The following is a 20,503-nucleotide window of genomic DNA, read 5'->3' as shown; positions in this document are numbered from 1 at the left end:
ACTTACTTAAAGCGAATAGGTTGCCCGATCCAAAGCGTAGGCGCCCCACCCTTTAGTCCGCCGAAGAGATAAATGCGACCATCATCGCCACGGTAAAGCGCTAAGCCACGCTGATGCTTCTGCCCCTTGTCATAGTAGAGAGGTGGAAGTATCGACTCCTCTGTCAATGGCTGCCATACAGTGCCGTGGTCTAGCGATACATAGACACGCATCGCTGGTTGCTCAGCATGCTTAGGACGAGCTGCAGGCTTGACAAGCAGTATCGTTTGGTCTTTTGGCTCATATATCATCGCTCCTGGCAGACTGCTTGGCCAGATCTTACTTACCACTTTGGCATCGTGAGGCGTGAGCCAGTCAAGGCCGTTGGAGGTGGTGTAGACCAGTGCCGTGGTATCTGCTACGGGGCCCCCAATTAGGAAGGATACGGGATGATGCTCGATGGTGAGTGAGAGACGAGCGTTGTCCTCAAGGGGGAAAGCCTTCGGCACTCGTATGCCACGTTCACTGCCGAAATGTACGCCATCGGTAGACTTCACAGCCACGAGGGGGGTATTCGCTCCTCTATAGTATAGGTTGCCCAAGAGGTAAGAAGCTCTACCAGGCAAAGCGTTGCTCTGATTCCACTTACCACCTTGATGTTCATAGATGACCATCTGTCCGCTCTCCTGCAGACAGAGGATTGCATCACTGCCACCCAGCTCTGCGATGTCCATAATGGGTGAGTCAAGCGTAGATATCGTCACCTCTTGCCATAACTCAGGCTCCTTGTGCGAGGCACGCCATAGATGCCTCTCGATAGCGGTGCGAGCGAAGTAATAGTAAGCCTCGCCATTGTCCACAAGACGGCTCAGGACGATATTTTCATTCATCGCTACGGCTGGCGCTGCGTGCGCTGACTTCGTCCATGTGTGGGTATAGGGGTCACGGTCGTAGATGTTTATCATGAGCTTGTACTCCTTGGTCAGAGAGGCATTCTTGCGATGGTGCATCACGATGCGCACCCCCTCCGCATACTTGGACATGTTGATCGTGTCCAGCCCTGACGTAGAGGGCTGCTCGACACCGCCTATGTAAACCTTAGGCAGTGCATCTGGAGAAGCTGTTATCTTCAACTTAACCCTGCCTATTTTGGTTCCCTTTGGTAGCGGACGAGCGTTGTATATCAATCCTTTTCGGTGATCTATGGAGAAGATTGTCTTCTCCAGTTCAGGGACAGACTTGTCACTCAGCTTGAGTTCTGAGATCAGTACGCTCTCTACCTGTACATCCTCAACGAGCGCCTTGCGCTGGCAGGAGGGCAGGCTGATGAGCGGTAGCAACGCTACAGCGAGGAGTAGGTATCTATGGAGAGATTGTATGGTGCGAATCATATAGAATACTTGATATGAAGACAAAGATACTACTTCCCGCGAAAATAGAGGTTAGACTTTAGAGATTAGAGGTTAGAGATACTACACGCCAAAGGATACGAGAAGAGATCTAACCTCTAATCTCTAAAGTCTAACCTCTAAAGTCTAATCTCTAAAGTCTAATCTCTAACCTCTAAAGTCTAATGCGACACATGCACCCGCTTGGTGGCGGGAGCCATCGTCAGCCTCTCCTGCACGCGCTCCGTCACAGCCGTGGCTAGCTCGGCGAAGTAGTGACTCATCACCTGATCACTCTGCGCTGCTATCGGCTCTCCCGCATCGCCAGCCTCGCAGACACTCTGCACGAGCGGTAGCTGACCCAAGAGCGGGATGTGAAGTTGCTCGGCCAATCGCTTGCCTCCGTCACGACCGAAGATGTAGTACTTATTGTCGGGCAGCTCGGCAGGCGTAAACCATGACATATTTTCCACCAAGCCGAGGATAGGCACATTGACAGGATCCGTCTGGAAGAGGTTGATCCCCTTCATCGCATCGACGAGCGCCACCTCTTGCGGTGTGGTCACCACGATAGCGCCCGTGAGTGGAAGCGTCTGCACCAGCGTCAGAGCGATGTCTCCCGTTCCTGGAGGCATATCGATGAGTAGGTAGTCCAACTCTCCCCAGTGACCCTCGGTAAGCATCTGCTTGAGCGCATTCGAAGCCATCGTACCACGCCATAGGAGCGCTTGGTTGGGACTCACGAAGAAGCCGATGGAGAGCATCTTGATCCCCTCAGTCACGACGATCGGAGCGATGCGATCCTTGCCGTCCACCTCCTCAGCCACAGGCCGAGCGTCCTCACAGTGAAACATCTTAGGCATCGACGGACCATAGATATCGGCATCAAGGAGCCCCACTTTATACCCTTGGCGAGCTAGAGCCACCGCCAGATTGCTCGTGACCGTACTCTTGCCCACGCCCCCCTTGCCACTGAAGATGGCGATCGTGTTAGAAACCATCGGGAGCGGGTTCTCCACTTCAGGCTGCTCAGGCTCCTCTCTAAAGGTTGCCTTGATACGACCCGCCACATCTGCCTTCGCATCTAGGAAGGTGAGGATAGCGGTCTCAGCCGCTTTGACCACGGAACGAGCAAACGGATCTCGCACACGGGGGAAGTGTAGCGTCAGAGAGATCTGTCGTCCATCGATCTGTATGTCGTCTGTCACGATACCTGACGTGACAATATCGGTACCCGTACCTGGGTAGCGCACATTGCGTAGCGCATCGAGTACCTGCTCGGTTGTATAGCTATTCATATCTTGTTTCGATTACTTGGTCTGAGCTTTTATTCTTCCTGAGCGAACGCTCGCTCCACTTGATGCAGGAGTCCTCCAGGGACTTGCGACCAACTGGTATAGTCGTCATGCTCTGGCTCACTTTCGGGCTCCAGCCACTGCTCGCGCATAGGTAGCGCAAAGCGGATATACTTGATCACCTTACCTCTGCCTAGCCACTGCTTCTCGTAGTGAGTCAGGACACGTGGTATGCCGTACTGTGTCAGCAGAGATTCCTCTTGGTAAAGGTCTGCCAGCGCCACGATAGGCTCCACGCCATTGACCTCCAACAAGCTCAGCGTGTACTCATAGAGGAAGGTGCTATCGGTCTTAAGGTGCACCACTCCATCGGGCTTGAGATAGCGGTTGTAACTAGCCAAGAAAGCTGACGAGAGAAGTCTAACACGTGTGCGCTTCATCTGCGGATCGGGGAAAGTGATCCAAAGCTCACTCACCTCACCAGGGGCAAAGGCTAGTGGCAGTAAGTTAATGTCCGTACGCAGGAAGGCCGCATTAGTCAACCCTTTGTCTAGAGCCTCCGTAGCTCCGTGCCACATACGTGCGCCCTTACGGTCCACGCCAATATAGTTGTGCGTAGCATCTTGCTGAGCCAGTGCCACCGTGTACTCACCTCGTCCGCAGCCCAACTCTAAGACGAGCGGGCGATCCGCATCAAAGGCGCACCCACTCCACCCGCCAGCTATCTCTCCCGCCACCTCTGGTGAAGAGAGCTCCGCATAGCCATACTCATACACGTTGGGATAGCTATGCAGGTCGGCAAATTTCTCCAGTTTACGTCTAGCCATAGGCGCTCCTCAGGATCAATTACTCCTGATCCTCATCGGTGTCTATGACATCGACCAGCCCCTCCTCGGCATAGTAGTCGTAGAGCGTAGAGACGAGATCGTACGCATCGTCCTCGTGCATCTTGACGCCCATGTCCTGACTCAAGTGATCAGAGACATAAGCTGCCATTGCGTCTAGGTCTAGACAGACCTCCTCATCATCGCCCTGCGTCTCAGTATAGTCGTCACAGAGATCCATCACATAGAGAAAGATCTCATCATCGTCATACTCCTTGATAAAGGAGGGATCGAGATGATTGCGCATGTACTGAACCGCACCTCGATCAAGCTGCTCAAAGTCTAAGTCTGCCATCTTGATATGTAGTCTATATGTATAGGTTAAATGTGTCTCTCGTCCCCTTTACTTCAGCGACTTGTAGAAAGCCTCCAGGAGCCGTCCCGCACCCACGAAGGGGGTGATATGATTCTCCAGAACCTCGTGCTCTACCGACTCTTGAAGCTGCTTGACCTGCTCATTGTCGTAGAAGGAGCGGCGAAGCTCCTCATTGACCGTCTCATACATCCACCACTTCTCCTGCCGACGACGATTGTAGTCAAAGTAGCCACTCTCCTTAGTCGTCTGACGATAAGTATCGATCATGTCAAAGATCTCCTTGATACCTATCCCCTTCAGTCCTGAGTAGGTCATGACCTTCGGCTCCCAGCCCGACTCGGTAGTGGGAAAGAGCTGTAGCGCATTGCGAAAGTGCTGCGCTGCCAGACGAGCCTTGTCAACGTTGTCGCCATCAGCCTTGTTGATGATGATTCCATCGGCCATCTCCATGATACCGCGCTTGATACCTTGCAACTCATCGCCTGTACCAGCCAGCTGAATCAAGAGGAAGAAGTCGACCATCGAGTGTACTGCCGTCTCACTCTGCCCTACCCCCACCGTCTCAACGAAGACCGTGTCAAAGCCAGCAGCCTCGCAGAGGATAATGGTCTCACGCGTCTTGCGCGCCACACCACCCAGCGAAGAGCTACTAGCACTCGGACGAATGAAAGCACGCTCCTCCCGTGAAAGGCGCTCCATGCGTGTCTTGTCGCCTAGGATACTTCCCTTAGAGATCTCACTACTAGGGTCTATCGCCAGCACCGCCAGCTTGTGTCCCTGCTTGATGAGGTGCATGCCGAAGGCATCTATCGACGTACTCTTGCCAGCTCCAGGCACGCCCGTGATACCGACACGCATCGACTGCCCACTGTATGGCAAGCAACCCTCCAGTATCTGCTGCGCCTTGAGCTGATGATCGTGACGTGTACTCTCGACGAGCGTCACGGCACGAGCCAGGAAGGTACGATTGCCCGCTAGGATCTCCTCTATATAGCGCTCAGCGGGATAGTCCTCACGCTGTACCCGTTGCTGGCGCAGATAGGGATTGACCATAGGCTGGACGGAGACACCTTTATTCACCTTGAGACCCGCATAGCGAGGGTCATTCTCAGGATGATCGTTTGTGAGCATGGAGGATTTAGAGGTTAGAGATTAGAAACTAGAGGTTAGAAGCTAGAGATTAGAAGCTAGAGATTAGAGGTTAGAAATCCAGTTATTCTGATAGCTCCGATGGCTTTAGTCTATCGCTTAGGAACGACGATCAGGACGTTGCGTAGCGGAGCATTCGGATCGTTGAGCAGGAGGTCAAAGTTTGCCTTGAGAGCTCGACGTGAGCGATCCACGCCCTCCAGCTTGAGCTGATAGCGTATGTCGGCACTAGCACCTGGAGCTATCGTCTTCGGGTAATCCAAGATGGTCAGGAAGACGGTATTGCTCTCCACTGAGTAGAGCTGCATAGGGGCTTCGCCATCATTCTTTAGGGCGACAGTTCCCTCATAGACTTGATCTTCTGGGGTCAAGTCGGTCAGACGCTGGTAAGTCTTCAGATCGGCACGAGGTGTTGGTGCTCCCTTGACAAAGCTGGGAGGCATCACAAGTCGTACCATCACTCCACCCGAGAGGTCTGACTCGCCGTCCTGCGTATGTACGGTGATGCCTATCCACCCTTTGTGAATGCCAGGCGCTATCGACCCGTCATTATGTGCCTTTAGAAAGATCTCCTCAGGCTCGTAAGCCGCCAACGTAGCTCGGCTTATACTAGTAGACAGGAAGCTAGGCACTGTATCCAGTGACACCTCTAGAGGCTGACCCGTCGGATTGTTGAGCATCAGGCGAATCGTATTCTCTTCGCCAGCAGGCTGTAGCGGGAAGTCTAGAAAGAGGTTACTCACCTGTAGCGCTCCGATCTCTTGCTGGTAGAGCGCATTCGTTGGGGTCTGCCTACCAAGTGTAGCTACATTGCCCTTGATCGTCAGCTTGACAGGCCTACTCGGATCTACGGAGGTGTAGACACGGGTATACTTGACGAAAGAGCCTGGACGATTTAGCGGATTGTAGGTGATCTGGATAGGTATCGAATCGCCAGGAGCTACAGCGGTACGATCATATGTAGGGGTCGTACAGCCACAGTCCGTATTGACACGCAGGATGACCATCGGCTGGTCAGAGACGTTGCGCAAGGTGAAGCTATGCGACACCGTCCCCCGCTCCTCAGCTATCGTCCCGAAGTTGTGGATCGCTGAGAGCGAGTCAATCATCTTCTCCGTCTGCTGTGCACGTACTACACATAGGGTAGTGGCAAGGCAAAGCAGGAGAGCTACCATTCGTCTTGTAGCCATACACTATCTATCTTAGTTCGCTTGAGATACACTCCTCCACCCCATCGCCTTCGTGATGAAGGCTCTAGGGCTGAGCGTGTATCGCTTCAAGTGACTGTAGAGTCCTAACTCTCTTACAGTAGTAGGACTACTCGACAATACCCTTGATGCGTAGAATGTAGCTACCATCCTTGCCATTGCTATAGACAGAGATGGTCTTGACGAATTGACCAGGACGTCCAGCAGGGTTGTAGGTCACCTTGATCGTAGTGCTCTTACCTGGAGCTATAGGTGCTGTCTCAAACTCAGGCTTCGTGCAGCCACAAGAGGCTACGACACGAGTGAGCACGAGGGGTGCTGTACCTGTGTTCTTGATCGTAAAGGTATGACTGACAGGGCCATCAACCTCCTTGATCGAGCCAAAGTCAAACTCAGTCTCCGTAGCGGTGATCTGAGGACCAGACTGCTTGCCAGTTTGCTTGTTCTGAGCTCCAGCTAGTGTAGCACAGAGGAGGAGGATCGTTGTTAGGATTGCAATGCGTTTCATAAACTTTGTAGTCTTAAGATTTATACTCTATATGACTGGTACGGCTATAGAACTCTGATCCAGCGGGTAAGCCTCTCAGCGCCCCATCGCCTCACCTAGTAGGTCGTCCAGTGTCCGCCACACATGCGACAGAATGGAGTGGACGCAACCTACGCACTGCAAATATACTATTTTCTAATGATACAGAAATCAATTACGCAAATCCGACTGTGCGTTCCTACAATCGTTACACGTATCGCCTTGACACAATGGACGCTCAGTCGAGCGTCCCTACGACGATTACTCGTCCCAAGCGTTTCCTCTCTAACCTCTAATCTCTAACTTCTCCCCTCTCTAACTCCTTCGACGCACTCCGAGGCCCTACAATGACTCCGACGCCACGCCCTTGAGGAAATCAGCGATTTCCTCGGGATGAATTTTTGATCCTCCACGGAGGAATAAAAAAATTCTTCGGAACTTTGATTTCTTTCTTCCGAACTTTCATTTCATTCTTCCGAACTTTTATTTCCCGGCTCCGTGGGGATTTTTCGTTTTCTCGTGAGCTATTTGGAAATAGCTCCGTGAGGAGTGCGTACGGTATGTGTCAATTAGCCAGAAGTCTATCCGACAAAATCGGATCTAGACCTGTCGCTACAGTGAGCCTGAGCGGGGTAAATAGGAAGAGAGGTGGCGACCTATAGATCACCACCTCTCTTATTTGTTGCTTGCTCGTCTAGCTAGCGCTTATCTAGGAGTGCTCCTAGCCTAGCCTTATGACGTCAAGATATAGTTGTCGTTGCAGTCGATTACTTGATATCGATGATAGCGACGCGGTTCCACTCGTTGGTAGCGAATGGCTGTACGGTATCACCCTTGTAGTCGATGACGATGTTGTCTGGGTTGACTCCGTATTTGTTTACAAGAGCCTTCTTGACAGCCTCAGCACGACGCTGAGAGAGTGACATGTTGATCTTGGCATTACCAGTCTGCTCGTCAGCATAGCCTACGATGTAGATCTTGCCACCGTTTGCCTTAGCAGCCTCAGCAGAGTTGTAGACGTTGATCATCTGGTTCTTGTCAATCTTAGCGCTACCGATACGGAAGGCTACGACATTCTCAATGACAGCTGAGGTCTTAGCAGGAGCAGCCTCTGGGCACTCAGGGCAAGATACAGGACGCTTGCTGAGCTCAGCATTCTGAGCACGCAGTGAGCTAATCTGACCGTTGAGGTCGTTGACGAGGTCGTAGTCCATAGGAGTAACTGGCTGGAACTCTACCTTACCAAGCTTGAAGGTCAGACCTGCAGATGCAAGTGCTGTGACATCAGCTGGCTGATGAACGGTATAGGTGCCCTGGAAGTTGTTCTTAGAGACCATCATCTGACACTCGAGGTTGAGGTCGACACGCTTGCCTAGACGGAACTTGAGAGCGAGACCACCGTTGAGGAGACCGCTGTAGTCATTCTCCGTACCGAGCTTGTCACCGCTCTTATCGTCTGCTGAGTAGAACTTCATATGACCACCTAGACCAACGAAAGGAACGAGGTGGAAGACGCGGTTCTCTCTGTATGGAGCGAAGTAGTTGACCAGGTCAAACATAAACTCTAGTGAGGCAGCTCCGAAGAGGTTTTGATAACGTGTTACCTCAGTAGCACCAGGGAGCTTGTCAAAGCTATATACATTCCAAGCGTAGCCACGTAGACGAGTAGCAAAGTAAGGAGAGTGCCAACGTCCGAACGAAAGGCTGGCGATGGGAGATATGCGGTTTACAAACTCAGCCTCACCATTAGCCTTATTGCCGAAAGGTAGCATAGCAGCACCTCCGTGTAGCTCGATGAACCAGTGAGCAGCTGGATCTTGCTCAAACTCCGTCTTGTATGCGGGGCGGTTGTCGACCTGTGAAGCCTCCTGAGCTTGAGCTACGAAAGCTGTTAGGGCAACAACGAGTGATAGCATAAATACTTTTGCTTTCATATTTCTAGTGTGTTTAATTCGTAGATTGATGATTTGAGTGAGCTATACGACTTACTTAGAGCGGATGATGACGACACGGTTCCAAGCCTTCGTATCAAACAGCTTGTCTGTAGCGCCCTCCCACTGAGTCGTGATCATGTCAGCAGATACGCCGAAGTCGTTGACAAGAGCCTTAGCAACAGCCTTAGCACGACGCTCAGATAGACCTAGGTTGTACTGAGCATTACCCGTTGTATCGGTGTAGCCGATGACTAGGATAGGCGTGTTGTGAGCCTTGACATACTCGCTAACGTTGTAGAGCGTAATCATCTGGTTCTTGTCAATGCGTGAGCTGTCAAACTTGAAGAGGATCGTCTTGTCAGACATAACCTCGGTAGTCTTAGCAGGCTGTGCTGCTAGCTCGGGGCACTCAGGGCAAGAGACGGGACGCTTGCTGAGCTCAGCATTCTCAGCACGGAGTGAGCTGATCTGACTGTTGAGATCGTTGATCAGGTTGTAGTCCATGGGGACAACCTCTGTCCACTCGACACCACCCATGCGGAAGTTAAGACCAGCCGTGAGGGCTCCGTAGAGACCGTTGTAGGCATTAGGATTCCAGACCTTAGCCTTTGGGCAGTTGCTGTAGTCAAAGTTGAAGTTGTTGTAGATAGCCTTACCCTCGATGACGAGATCAGCACGACGACCAAGACGGAACTGGAGCTGTAGACCAGCGTCGATAGCTGCTGTGTGATGTAGATCCTCGAAGGCTTTGTTGAACTTCATGTTGTAGCCCACACCTGCAAATGGGATGATGTGGAAGACACGCTTAGCATTGTAACGGCTGAAGTGATTGACGATGTCAAACATGAAGTCGTAGTGAGCGCCTACGAAGCTCGTCTCGTAGTTCTTGAGCTCGTCACCCACCTTATAATAAGTGTGAGCCTGAGCGCCAACTAGGTTAAGGCGCGTAGCAAAAGAAGGAGTGTGGTACTTGCCCAGAGAGAGCGAGTAAGACATCTGGAGGCGATCCATAAAGGGCTTCGCATCGTTGCAGGAGATGAACTGAGCTCCTACGCCACCCTGTAGCGTAAGGAACCAATGATCTGCTGCTGTGCCATGCTCAAAGGTTGTCTTGTAGACAGGCTTTGTGCCAGCTTGAGGTGCTGCAGTCTCCTGCGCACTCAGCGTTAGAGTAGTAACTCCCAACAAGAGGGAGATCAGAAAGAACTTTACTTTCATAATATACTTTGTCTTGTTACTGGTTTGTTTCTGATTAGTTAGTTTAGGGTGTCTTAGAGTACTCTTCGCACCCGAAGATCGGTATGCTAAGACACGCAATACACTGCAAAAGTAGTATTATTTATTGACGTAGCCAAATGAATTACAAGATTGAGGGGAAATTTATCCTTCAAAGCTTCCACATTGAATTCCAATGCGCCGTCAGCGCTCCTCGTAGGAAAGGCCTTCCAACGTTTGCCCCACACTAAGGATCTCTCGTCTCTAATCACCAAAAGCTGTACCTTTGTGTCGCAAAGCTGTAGTACGACCCCTATGTCTCATACGTACATCCTCATAGATCAGGGTAATAGTCGTCTGAAAGTCGCGCTAGCGACGGACGCTCAGCTCTACCCGACACGACTCTACCCCGAGCCTCCCTCCAGCGACCAACTACTGGAGCTACTGCGCATGTACCAGTTGCCAGAGCAACCTCTATACGCTATCTACAGCTCCGTGGGAGAGCGAGAGGCACCTTGGCTAGAGTCGATCAAAGGCATCTGCCAACGCTTTGTCACGCTTGACGCTGAGACTCCACTACCTCTAGCAGAGGTGCAGTACGATAGGCAGTGCCTGGGGGTAGATCGCATAGCCAGTGTCGTCGGCGTAGCTCAGCTTACGACGGAGCCCTCGCTGGTCATTGACATTGGCACCGCCATCACCTACGACCTGCTCCTACCCGAGAGACGATACATGGGTGGCAACATATCCCCAGGTCCTGAGCTACGACTTCAAGCACTACATGACTACACGGCTCGGCTACCTCGTGTGCCGTGGTCTGACATCCAGTCACATCTAGACTTATGGCACCAAGAGCTAGGCGAGCAGACGGATCAAGCTATATGGCTGGGTGTGGCTCGAAGCATTGTCCACGAGATAGACTCCTATATAGAGGGTCTACGCAAGCGCTACCCTAGCTTAGAGGTCTGGATCACGGGCGGATATGCGGTGGATTTTGTCAAGTGGCTAAAATATCCGACCTTTGTGGAGACAAACTTAGTCGAACGAGGGCTACGTGACATACTTCAGTATCAAGTAGCACGCTCGCACGATAGTTAACCGATCCGTAGTTCGCGACGGCCACAGCTACCACCCCTTATTATAATACAGCATATATGTCTCGACACATAGCACGCATCACTACCATAGTAACGCTCCTAGCGACTATCTTCCTAATGCCGATCACAGCCTCCGCACAGAGCAATAACACGGAGTCGCCTTACAGTCGCTTCGGCTTGGGTCGGCTAGACAAGCAGACGCCTCATGCCCTCAGGGGAATGGGTGGACTGACGACCGCTATACGAGACAACATGATTATCAACCCAGCCAACCCAGCCTCCTACACGGCAGTGGACTCGATGACGTTCCTCTTTGACTTCGGACTCTCTACGGGTATGAATATGCTCTCCGAAGCGGGAAAGCGTGACACACGTATGGTGGGCAACTTCGACTATGCCACGGCTTTGATACCACTCGGTAAGCACTTTGCCGCCAGTGCAGGACTGGTTCCCTACTCGACTGTCGGCTATCGCTACGGCACAAAGGTCTCGGTACCAGGTGTCCAGGATCACTACGCTGCGCATGCTTACAAGGGAGAGGGCAACCTACAGGAGGTTTATCTAGGCTTCGCTTGGAAGCCTCTTCCCTACTGGTCGCTTGGTGTCAACGCTTCGTACCTCTTTGGCAATATACAGCATGAGCGTCGCATCACATACGATATTAAGGAGAGTCTGAATCCGACTTTCCTTGACCACCTCCGCATTCGCTCGGTGGGTGTACGCATCGGTACTCAGGGGATCATACCACTCTCAGCTGAGGGGCACCAGATCAATATAGGTCTTACCTACGAGCCCAAGCTCCCTATGTGGAGCAGACAGCTCTCTCTCCAGACGGAGACCGTGACTGGCAAGGGAGCTCAAGTCATCCAAACGGATACGATCACTAGTAAGTCACTCTTTGCCCGTCCACACGTCTTCAGCGCGGGTCTAGCGTATCAGATAGAGAATAAACTTATCGCTGGAGCGGATGTCAAATACAGTAGATGGGGCGAGGCTCTTGCCACGAACCAATCACTAGACTACCAGGGGGTAGACCAGTGGCAAGTGGCGCTAGGCATGTCGTGGATACCTAACGAGCGCTCCTCAAGCTACGGACAGCGCATAGCTTATCGCGCTGGTCTGCAGGGAGAGAACGCATACCTACGTATCCCCAACAGCCTAGGAGGGCACAACTCCTACTACCAGATAGGAGCTAATCTGGGACTCGGACTACCACTCGTGGACAGACGCTCGCATGTGGACGTAACGCTCGGGTACTCCTACCTGCTCCCCTCTAGCCGCACAGGACTAGCGGAGCACTATCTGACACTGGGAGTGGCACTACGCTTCAACGAGGCGTGGTTCAACCCAATCAAACTTGATTAAAACCTTTTATATAAGCACTAAGCCATACAGACAATTATGAAACTGAAGAATCTACTGATAACCTCCATACTCGTCCTGCTAGCGACGGCACTGACGCTGGGAGCTCAGACGGGCGTAGAGACGGGAACACCATTTGGCTCTGGAGATGATAGCATTCAGTGCCGACAAAACATTAGCCTTTTCACCACTTATGTCAAGGCTAAGAACTTTAAGGAGGCTTACCCCTTCTGGCTGGAGGCGCTGGAGAAGTGTCCAGGCTCCACAAAGAACATCTACCTCTATGGCGTGCAGATCATAAACTGGAAGATTGAGAAGGCCGAGAACGATGCTGCTCGTCAAGACGCTATCGAGAAGCTATTCAAGCTCTACGACATGCGTATCAAGTACTTTGGCGATGACCCTAAGTATGGCAAGGACTACATAACCACGGCTAAGATCAATGACTACCTACGTCTCTACGGTGACAAGGTTAGCTATGACAAGATCTACGAGTGGGCTAAGCCTGTCGTTGATGAGATGGGTGATCAGACCGAGAGCCAGCTAGTATACTTCTTCGTCTTCTCATCTATGAATAAGGCAATCGGGAACCCCAGTTGGCACGAGCACTATGTAGATGACTACATGACGGGCAACGGTATCCTACAGGCAGACGTAGACAACCTCACTGAGGCTGGCGACACTGTCAAGCTACAACATCTTCAGACCCTCAAGGGGCAACTCGACGAGCTTTTTGCCACAAGTGGTCTAGCTGATTGCAACATGCTTATCAAGATCTATGGCGAAGGCCTAGAGAAGAACAAAGACAACGTCAAGTACCTACAGGCGATGCTGGATATGTTTCGCTATGCTAAGTGTGAGAACAGTCCTCTCTACGCTACCGCTAGTCGCTACCTCTACAACATCAAGCCTACCGCAGCCTCTGCTATGGGCTTAGCCTCTGACTGCATCAACAAGGGACAGATGAGTCAAGCTAAGCAGTATCTCATAGACGCTGTCTCTCTCACCTCAGACAAGCGTCTTCAGGCTACGGCATACTACACGCTTGGCGTCATCGACATGAAGGCTCATAGCTATGCATCTGCGCGTCAGTACTGCAACAAGGCTATGGCTGCCAATCCTTCCTTTGGTGCTCCGCTTATCCTCATCGCTCAGATGTACGCAGCCTCCGCCAAGAGCATCTTCCCGGGCGATCCTCTCAGACAGCGTCTCGTCTACGGTCTAGCTATCGACAAGCTACAGAGAGCTCGTAGCATCGACAGTAGCGTCTCTGGTGAGGCTGGCAGACTCATCAGTCAATACTCAAGGCAGCTACCCTCTCAGCAGGATATCTTCTTTGATCCTAACCTGAATGTGGGAGACTCCTTCTACGTAGGCGGTTGGATTGGAGAGTCTACACGCATCCGCTAAGGAAGTCACGTTCCCACACACTGTGGGGCACATCTATAGATCTCACAACAACTAGAAAAGTCAGCCAGCTTAGCAAGACAATGAGACTCGCTATACTGGCTGACTTTTGTTATATCCCTCAACCATCACCCTATGAGACACGACAATAGTAGCACCGTGCAGATGATGCGGACACTCCTATGCCTCTTGGCGGGGAGTCTGCTTGTCGTGACCAGTTGTCAGCGCAAGGATCCCCCGCCACTCTCCGACGTAGGTCTAGATCCCGAGACAGCCTACTCAATGTACACGAGAGATGTGCGTGCCCTCGTCGCCGACTCAGGCATCACCCAGTACAGACTTATCACGCCCGAGTGGTACGTGTATAATAAGAACGAAAAAGTAGGTCGTGAGGCTCACTGGTATTTCCCTCGAGGGATCTACACCGAGCAGTTTGACGAGCGGGACAGTACGACCGTCTTCGTAGAGGCAGACTCAGCCTTTTACTGGACAGACCGCAAGCTATGGGAGCTACATGGCGAGATCAACGTGCGTAACCGTGCGGGCTCACGCTTTTACTCCCACCTCCTCTACTGGGATCAAGAGGAGAAGCGCATCTACACACCAGACAGTGTATGGATAGAGACCCCAGAGCGAAAGATACAGGGGTGCAACTTCGAGAGCGACGAGCAGTTTACCCGCTACACCTTCCACGGGAGCAGTGGTCAGATGCTCGTAAAGGATGATCCCGAGATGAGTCAGTAGCATGTCGTGATGCGCATATTTCCACTATCTTTGCAGACATATGAAGCATACAGCTAGAGATCCATTACATGGCTGATACGATTTGGTTACTAGTATATATAGTCCTGCTCCTACTCCTCTCGGGGTTCTTCTCAGGGACTGAGATTGCTTACCTCTCGGCAGATCGTCTGCGGCTAAAGCTCGACAGCAATCGCGGAGGGGTCGTCGGGCGTACCTTGTCGATGCTCTACCGTCGGCCAGATCGCTTCATCACGTCCCTACTCGTCGGCAACAATATCGTGCTGGTCATCTACGGTATGCTCATGGCTCGGCTCTTCGCCCCCGTGCTCACCTCTATCAGCAGTAGTCCCGTCTTCCAGATCACGGTCAATTCGCTCATTTCCACCTTCATCATCGTCATCTTCGGAGAGTACCTACCCAAGGCGCGCAATCGCATGAATCCCAACGAGCAGATGTATCGCAAAGCTCTGCCCTCGGGATTCTTTCACATACTCCTCTACCCCATCACACTCTTCTCCATAGGGCTCTCCAAGCTCTTCATGCTCCTATTGCCCAAAGGCGCTATGCCCGCCACTGAAGAGCACCCCAAGCTCACGACCCTAGACCTAGATAACTACCTCAACATGAGCCAAAGCGGAGAGGGCTCCAGCGACCTTGACACCGAGGTCAAGATCATTCAAAACGCTATCGACTTCTCCACCACACAAGTGCGAGACTGCATGATACCCCGCAACGAGATCGTCTCCTGTGAGATCGGCACAGATGCGGAGACACTCACCTCGCTCTTTATCTCTACGGGTCTAACCAAGATTATCGTCTACCGAGAGAACATAGACAACGTACTAGGCTACATTCACTCGGCAGAGATGTTCAAAGGTCCCGACTGGCAGGGGCGTGTCCGCACGGCAGTCTTCGTCCCAGAGAGCATGAATGGGCAGAAGCTCATGGGTATCCTCATGCAGCGCAAGAAGTCCATCGCCATCGTCATCGACGAGCTGGGAGGCACCTCTGGACTGATCACCCTCGAGGACCTTGTTGAGGAGATCTTCGGAGACATTGAGGACGAGCATGATCAAAACAAAATCGTATCTAAGCACAATGCCGACGGGACCTACACCTTCAGCGGACGACTAGAGATCGATGATGCGAATGAGCAGTGGGGGCTCGCTCTCCCCACCGATGATGAGTACATCACCATCGCAGGACTGATCATCCATCACCTCGAGCGCATCCCTGTGCCTGGTGAGCAGATCGTGATCGGCAAGCTACACTTTGATATAATCAAGTCAACGGATACCCGTATCGAACTCGTCAAGATGTGGAAAGACCTCTGATAACTGAATTTTAACTACCTTTGCCACCTAGATAGCTTTCATCTCCTGTTCTCCCCCTAGAGGGAATAGTCACAGACAAGCTACCAGACCTGAGAAAGAAAAAACAGATAGTACTATATAATGGCTACGCTACAGAAAATTAGAAATCGTGCCGGCCTGCTCATCATCGTAGTAGGTGTCGCACTCCTAGCATTTATCATCGGTGATGGTCTACGATCAGGCTCATCGCTACTTCAGGACAACAAGATGGTTGCGCTCAAAATTGACGGCAAAAAGGTCAAGTACGATGAGTTTCAGCAACTTCTGACCGAGCGCACCGAGCCATACGAGCGCCAAGGCAAGCTAACGGATCAGGATCGTATGCAGATCAGCAATCAGCTCACACAGGAGCTCATCTCAGACTACGTCCTAGAGCAAGAGGCCAAGGCGGTCGGACTACGTGTCACCCCCGCAGAGGTTTCAGCACTTATCTTTGGAGAGGGGCTACCTACCTCACAGATGGCGGCTCAGTTCTTCTCTCAGTTTGGCGTGAATATGGGCGATCCCGAGCAGATTCGCAGCGTCATGAGCGAGCTAGACCTAAACAAGATCAAGGCTCTCCCCGCAGAGCAGCAGAGCATGATGATCTCTGTACGCAACCAGTGGCTAGAGACTGAGAAGCAGATCCGTAGCCAGAGACTCTCTGAGAAGCTCAATGCACTGCTCACACGTAGCTATGCCATCAACTCACTAGACGAGAAGTACACCACAGGACTAGGCTCACGCACGGTCGCTGTCGTACGCACACCTAGCACCATCCTGCCCAATGATCAGGTCAAAGTCACAGACCAGCAGGTACGAGCTTACTATGATAGCCACAAGCAGTTGTACGCATTCCCATTTGAGCAGGCTAAGGTCAACTACTACAGCACGCTCGTACGTCCTAGCGAAGCTGACTACGCTGCCGCAAAGGCCAATGTAGACTCTGCACGCATGCAGCTCCTAGCTACGACGACTCCTGACAAGGTGGTACGCAACTATGAGAATGGTCACGCTTACGAGACCTACTTCACTGACAAGGAGCTAGAGCAGTTCCTCTCTACCCAGCCCAACGCTATGACTATGCTTCGCGAGGGTGCTATAGGTAGTGTCAATGAGCCAGTTATTGTCAATGACAGCTACACTCTCATCAAGCTCATCGACCGTAAGCAGGCTCCCGAAGAGGTCAAGGTGAACATAATTCCACTGGACTCAACCAACGCTCCGAAGGCTGACAGCCTAATAGCTGCTATCCAGAGCGGTGCCACGACACTAGCTCAGGTCGTAGCGACCTACTCTATGGATGATCAGATTAAGGCAAATGGTGGATACCTCATCAATTCGGATCAATACACTGGCATGCCCGACAGCACCTTCACCGAGTCCGAGCTCTTTGGTATGCAGCTAGACACACTGAACAAGACTCCGATCAATCAGTTTGTCAAGATAGAGCGTCCTGGAGCTACCCTTCTCATTCGTAAGACAGCCCCCTCGGCATCTGTCAATCTCTACAAGATCGCACAGCTCACAGTACCCATCAACTTCTCCGAGGAGACCTACCGTAAGGAGCAAGCTAAGATCAACGAGATCTTTAGTGGTGACAAGAAGTTTGCCCAAATGATGGATGCAGCGCAGAAAGCTGGTCTATCCGTCGTCCGTGGTGAGTATGTCAACAGCTCCTCAGCTTCTCTCGCATCGATTCCTAACTCTCGTGAGATCGTCAGCTGGGCACTACGCTCTAAGGCGGGTGCAGTATCAGACAAGATCTTCCGCTGTGGCAACAACGACTATCTAGTCGTAGCAGAGGTCGAGACAAAGTATCCTGCAGGCTTCCAGCCCTTCGAGCAGGTTGCTGATCAGATACGAGACTACGTCCTGATGGAGCAGCGTGGTGACCAGCTTGCAGCCAACCTAGCAAGCAAGAAGCTCAAGAGCCTCGACAGCTATGCCACAGAGATGCAGTCGAGCGTAGATACCCTCTACAACATCAGCTACGTATCCTCGCCCAATACACCTGCAGCACTCGTAGGTAATGCCATGACAACTGGCATCGGTCAGCTCTCGACACCATTCCGTGCAGGCACCGAGGTCGTTGTCCTCCAGCCTATATCGGAGAATGTAGACGCTTCTGTCACGAAGCCCTCACCCGCAGCTACGGCTCAGAGACGTCGCTCCTATGGGCAGCAGATGGCATACAGAGCTATGCAGGAGCTTATCATACGGACGCCTATTGAGGATACACGCTATCGCTTCTGGTAGGAGACAAGCGTCGCTTTAGGACGCTCCTATAGCTTCATAGTAGACGCACACCTGCAGACGAGCGGGTGTGCGTCTTCTCATATCAGATGCGACGATCCTAAGACCCGCAACGCATACAAGCCCGATGCAGGGTATAGCGACTGTTGCAAAAGTCAACAGTCTCACAATCTTGCATGCTAAATTGTCCTGACCTTGCAGAAAGGATGAAGCGCAAGGCGCTGAGGGTGAGGTCTGAAGGGAGCATACCTCCGTATGTGACCGAAGCCGAATCCCGAAAGCGACACAGCGATTCGCCTTTATGCAACAGTCTCTTTTAGGATCCACAACATAGGATGACTTCTAGGGTATATATGGCTAGAGCCTCGCTACGTAGCGCTATAAGCGCCCTCGATAGCTACTCCTACATCTCCGCTGATTTTAGTTTCTACCGAGGAATTTGGGGATCTTCAGGGAGCAAACAAAAATTCTCCACGGAACCGGGAAATAAAAGTTCGGAAGAATGAAATGAAACTTCGGAAGAAAGATTTCGAAGTTCCGAAGAATTTTTTCGTTCCTCACTGGAGATTCGGAAATCTCCACCGAGGAATCCTTTGATTTCCTTGATACTCCCGTGTATGGAGTCGTCCTATACCATGGACATATGCGTCTAGCTAGACCCGACAATGCAACATTTTGCCACTTTAATCGTCTATTGGGTATAGCACCTCTTAGGAGCTGACGACTATAAGCAGAGTTCCTTTAGGACTATTCACCTTGTCAATCTAATTAGCAAACAGATATACCTTCAATACTATGAACAAATACCTCAAGTACACACTCCTGACACTGGGCATAGCCCTCGTCAGTGGATTTGTATCGTGGGCGGTCGTACGCACCACCCTCAGGAGAGCAGCCTCAAGTGACTCTCCCTATGCTGCTATGCTACAGAACTACCCAAGCTCCGAAAACGACTACGGCTTCCTACAGTCCGACTATGAGCTCACCTCCAGTCGTACCGTAGGCAATGCGCCAGACCTCACCCCAGCAGCTGAGCTCGCCGTGCAGGCTGTCGTACACATCAAGGTCGAGGGAGAGCAGACCATCGACTACGTAGACCCATTTGAGTTCTTCTTCGGTGGTGGTCGAGGCTTCGACCGTCCGCAGTCACGTACCGTCACCAGCTTCGGCTCTGGCGTCATCATCAGTACCGACGGATACATTATCACCAATAACCACGTCATCGAGGGTGCCAAGAGCATCTCCGTCTCGCTCAACGATGGTCGCTCCTTTGATGCTAAGCTCATTGGCTCCGACCCTTCCGTAGACATTGCGCTACTCAAGGTCGATGCTAAGGATCTACCCACCATCCCCTTTGGCGATAGTGACAAGATTAAGCTCGGTGAGTGGGTACTTGCCGTGGGCAACCCCTTCAACCTGACAGGCACCGTCACGGCGGGCATCATCAGTGCCAAGGCTCGTAGTACCGCTGTCGAGGGACCACAAGGCAATGCTCAGATAGGACGCTTCATACAGACCGACGCTGCCGTCAACCGAGGCAATAGTGGAGGCGCTCTCGTTGATGCTCAGGGACGACTCATCGGTATCAACACCATGATCTTCTCCGAGACGGGCAACTACTCAGGCTACTCCTTTGCAGTGCCCATCAATACCGCAGCCAAGATCGTCAGCGACCTCAAGAAGTATGGCTCCGTACAGCGCGCTGTCCTAGGCATCATCGGCGGAACGGTCAATGAGGAAGTCAAGAAGGAGAAAGGTCTCAAGGTCTCTCAGGGCGTATACGTCAATGAGTTCTCCGAGGTCAGCGCAGCCTATGCAGCTGGTATCGAGGAGGGCGACGTCATCGTAGCCATCGATGGCAACAAGATCACCGAGATGGGTGAGCTACAGGAGCGCATCGGTCGTTGCCGTCCAGGCGACACGATCGTTGTCACCGTAGACCGCAAGGGCACGAAGCGAGACTTCAAGGTAAAGCTCAAAAACGACGAGGGTAGCACCGACATCGTCAAGAAAGATAGCAGTAGCCTCCTCGGAGCCACCCTGCGCGAGATCTCGGGCGACCAGCTACGCAAGCAAGGCGTCAGCTATGGCCTTGAGGTCACCAAGGTGGGCAATGGCAAGTTCCAGTCCGCAGGCATCAAGAAGGGCTTCATCATCCTCTCGATCAATAACAAGCCTGTACGCACCGTCTCTGCTGCACGTAAGCTAGTCGAGGCAGCTCAGAAGACGCGCCTCGGAGACAAAGCGATACTAGTCAAGGGATTCTATCCAGGCGACTCCATGAAGTACTACGCCATCGACCTGAGCTAGCAGATTCATTTGTAGCGTTAGGGCAACCTGCTATTGCTCCTGTATTATTTTTTCCCTATCTTTGCCAACAGAAGAAGTCGC

At 52.0% G+C, this 20,503-nt stretch carries 16 protein-coding genes; 7 read left to right on the top strand and 9 right to left on the bottom strand.

What is annotated here, in order from left to right; genetic code table 11:
• Window positions 1-2: 2 nt before the first annotated feature.
• The 9 genes from PORUE0001_RS07100 to PORUE0001_RS07060 all read right to left on the bottom strand — a co-directional run bounded on the left by PORUE0001_RS07100 (window position 3) and on the right by PORUE0001_RS07060 (window position 9,897).
• Window positions 3-1,370: a DUF6242 domain-containing protein gene (locus tag PORUE0001_RS07100; RefSeq protein WP_007365789.1), complete on the bottom strand. Its 1,368-nt coding sequence runs from the start codon at window positions 1,368-1,370 to the stop codon at window positions 3-5.
• Between the two features lie 179 nt (window positions 1,371-1,549).
• Window positions 1,550-2,665: an Mrp/NBP35 family ATP-binding protein gene (locus PORUE0001_RS07095; protein ID WP_007365821.1), complete on the bottom strand. Its 1,116-nt coding sequence runs from the start codon at window positions 2,663-2,665 to the stop codon at window positions 1,550-1,552.
• Window positions 2,666-2,694: 29 nt separating this feature from the next.
• Window positions 2,695-3,489 carry a tRNA (guanosine(46)-N7)-methyltransferase TrmB gene (gene trmB, locus PORUE0001_RS07090; RefSeq protein WP_007365792.1) on the bottom strand — a complete coding sequence of 265 codons (795 nt, stop codon included), beginning with the start codon at window positions 3,487-3,489 and terminating at the stop codon, window positions 2,695-2,697.
• A 19-nt stretch (window positions 3,490-3,508) separates the two neighbouring features.
• Window positions 3,509-3,841, bottom strand: a complete 333-nt coding sequence (locus PORUE0001_RS07085) for a hypothetical protein (RefSeq protein ID WP_007365799.1) — start codon at window positions 3,839-3,841, stop codon at window positions 3,509-3,511.
• Window positions 3,842-3,889: 48 nt separating this feature from the next.
• Entirely contained in the window at window positions 3,890-4,993 is a 1,104-nt protein-coding gene (gene meaB, locus PORUE0001_RS07080; protein WP_007365735.1) for a methylmalonyl Co-A mutase-associated GTPase MeaB, read from the bottom strand.
• 110 nt (window positions 4,994-5,103) lie between these two features.
• Window positions 5,104-6,201 (bottom strand): DUF1573 domain-containing protein, encoded by a 1,098-nt coding sequence (locus PORUE0001_RS07075; RefSeq protein ID WP_039865767.1) that lies wholly within the window; start codon window positions 6,199-6,201, stop codon window positions 5,104-5,106.
• Between the two features lie 127 nt (window positions 6,202-6,328).
• Complete coding sequence (locus PORUE0001_RS07070; RefSeq protein WP_007365720.1) at window positions 6,329-6,727, bottom strand: DUF1573 domain-containing protein; 399 nt, start codon at window positions 6,725-6,727, stop codon at window positions 6,329-6,331.
• 785 nt (window positions 6,728-7,512) lie between these two features.
• Complete coding sequence (locus PORUE0001_RS07065) at window positions 7,513-8,679, bottom strand: OmpA family protein (RefSeq protein WP_007365788.1); 1,167 nt, start codon at window positions 8,677-8,679, stop codon at window positions 7,513-7,515.
• Window positions 8,680-8,730: 51 nt separating this feature from the next.
• Window positions 8,731-9,897, bottom strand: coding sequence for an OmpA family protein (locus PORUE0001_RS07060; protein WP_007365849.1), 1,167 nt, complete (start codon window positions 9,895-9,897; stop codon window positions 8,731-8,733).
• Between the two features lie 312 nt (window positions 9,898-10,209).
• On the opposite strand from PORUE0001_RS07060, the gene PORUE0001_RS07055 reads away from it, so the two are divergent.
• The 7 genes from PORUE0001_RS07055 to PORUE0001_RS07025 all read left to right on the top strand — a co-directional run bounded on the left by PORUE0001_RS07055 (window position 10,210) and on the right by PORUE0001_RS07025 (window position 20,422).
• Window positions 10,210-10,992, top strand: coding sequence for a type III pantothenate kinase (locus tag PORUE0001_RS07055; protein ID WP_039865766.1), 783 nt, complete (start codon window positions 10,210-10,212; stop codon window positions 10,990-10,992).
• Window positions 10,993-11,048: 56 nt separating this feature from the next.
• A complete protein-coding gene (locus PORUE0001_RS07050; RefSeq protein ID WP_007365803.1) occupies window positions 11,049-12,356 on the top strand; it encodes a hypothetical protein in 1,308 nt (435 codons plus the stop codon).
• A 36-nt stretch (window positions 12,357-12,392) separates the two neighbouring features.
• Window positions 12,393-13,763 carry a tetratricopeptide repeat protein gene (locus PORUE0001_RS07045; protein WP_007365817.1) on the top strand — a complete coding sequence of 457 codons (1,371 nt, stop codon included), beginning with the start codon at window positions 12,393-12,395 and terminating at the stop codon, window positions 13,761-13,763.
• Window positions 13,764-13,895: 132 nt separating this feature from the next.
• Window positions 13,896-14,504 carry an LPS export ABC transporter periplasmic protein LptC gene (lptC, locus tag PORUE0001_RS07040; RefSeq protein ID WP_007365754.1) on the top strand — a complete coding sequence of 203 codons (609 nt, stop codon included), beginning with the start codon at window positions 13,896-13,898 and terminating at the stop codon, window positions 14,502-14,504.
• 68 nt (window positions 14,505-14,572) lie between these two features.
• Window positions 14,573-15,838, top strand: a complete 1,266-nt coding sequence (locus PORUE0001_RS07035) for a hemolysin family protein (RefSeq protein ID WP_007365833.1) — start codon at window positions 14,573-14,575, stop codon at window positions 15,836-15,838.
• Between the two features lie 120 nt (window positions 15,839-15,958).
• Window positions 15,959-18,115, top strand: a complete 2,157-nt coding sequence (locus PORUE0001_RS07030; RefSeq protein ID WP_007365761.1) for a peptidylprolyl isomerase — start codon at window positions 15,959-15,961, stop codon at window positions 18,113-18,115.
• 792 nt (window positions 18,116-18,907) lie between these two features.
• Window positions 18,908-20,422 carry a Do family serine endopeptidase gene (locus PORUE0001_RS07025; protein ID WP_007365743.1) on the top strand — a complete coding sequence of 505 codons (1,515 nt, stop codon included), beginning with the start codon at window positions 18,908-18,910 and terminating at the stop codon, window positions 20,420-20,422.
• Window positions 20,423-20,503 lie beyond the last annotated feature (81 nt).

Origin of the sequence: Porphyromonas uenonis 60-3 (genome assembly GCF_000174775.1) — a bacterium.
GTDB lineage: Bacteria > Bacteroidota > Bacteroidia > Bacteroidales > Porphyromonadaceae > Porphyromonas > Porphyromonas uenonis_A.
This window is presented reverse-complemented; position numbering and strand designations above follow the sequence as displayed.

Coding starts and splice junctions, on each gene's coding strand:
- PORUE0001_RS07100 (WP_007365789.1), bottom strand. CDS start 1,370: ATGATTCGCACCATACAATCTCTCCATAGATACCTACTCCTCGCTGTA.
- PORUE0001_RS07095 (WP_007365821.1), bottom strand. CDS start 2,665: ATGAATAGCTATACAACCGAGCAGGTACTCGATGCGCTACGCAATGTG.
- trmB (WP_007365792.1), bottom strand. CDS start 3,489: ATGGCTAGACGTAAACTGGAGAAATTTGCCGACCTGCATAGCTATCCC.
- PORUE0001_RS07085 (WP_007365799.1), bottom strand. CDS start 3,841: ATGGCAGACTTAGACTTTGAGCAGCTTGATCGAGGTGCGGTTCAGTAC.
- meaB (WP_007365735.1), bottom strand. CDS start 4,993: ATGCTCACAAACGATCATCCTGAGAATGACCCTCGCTATGCGGGTCTC.
- PORUE0001_RS07075 (WP_039865767.1), bottom strand. CDS start 6,201: ATGGCTACAAGACGAATGGTAGCTCTCCTGCTTTGCCTTGCCACTACC.
- PORUE0001_RS07070 (WP_007365720.1), bottom strand. CDS start 6,727: ATGAAACGCATTGCAATCCTAACAACGATCCTCCTCCTCTGTGCTACA.
- PORUE0001_RS07065 (WP_007365788.1), bottom strand. CDS start 8,679: ATGAAAGCAAAAGTATTTATGCTATCACTCGTTGTTGCCCTAACAGCT.
- PORUE0001_RS07060 (WP_007365849.1), bottom strand. CDS start 9,897: ATGAAAGTAAAGTTCTTTCTGATCTCCCTCTTGTTGGGAGTTACTACT.
- PORUE0001_RS07055 (WP_039865766.1), top strand. CDS start 10,210: ATGTCTCATACGTACATCCTCATAGATCAGGGTAATAGTCGTCTGAAA.
- PORUE0001_RS07050 (WP_007365803.1), top strand. CDS start 11,049: ATGTCTCGACACATAGCACGCATCACTACCATAGTAACGCTCCTAGCG.
- PORUE0001_RS07045 (WP_007365817.1), top strand. CDS start 12,393: ATGAAACTGAAGAATCTACTGATAACCTCCATACTCGTCCTGCTAGCG.
- lptC (WP_007365754.1), top strand. CDS start 13,896: ATGAGACACGACAATAGTAGCACCGTGCAGATGATGCGGACACTCCTA.
- PORUE0001_RS07035 (WP_007365833.1), top strand. CDS start 14,573: ATGGCTGATACGATTTGGTTACTAGTATATATAGTCCTGCTCCTACTC.
- PORUE0001_RS07030 (WP_007365761.1), top strand. CDS start 15,959: ATGGCTACGCTACAGAAAATTAGAAATCGTGCCGGCCTGCTCATCATC.
- PORUE0001_RS07025 (WP_007365743.1), top strand. CDS start 18,908: ATGAACAAATACCTCAAGTACACACTCCTGACACTGGGCATAGCCCTC.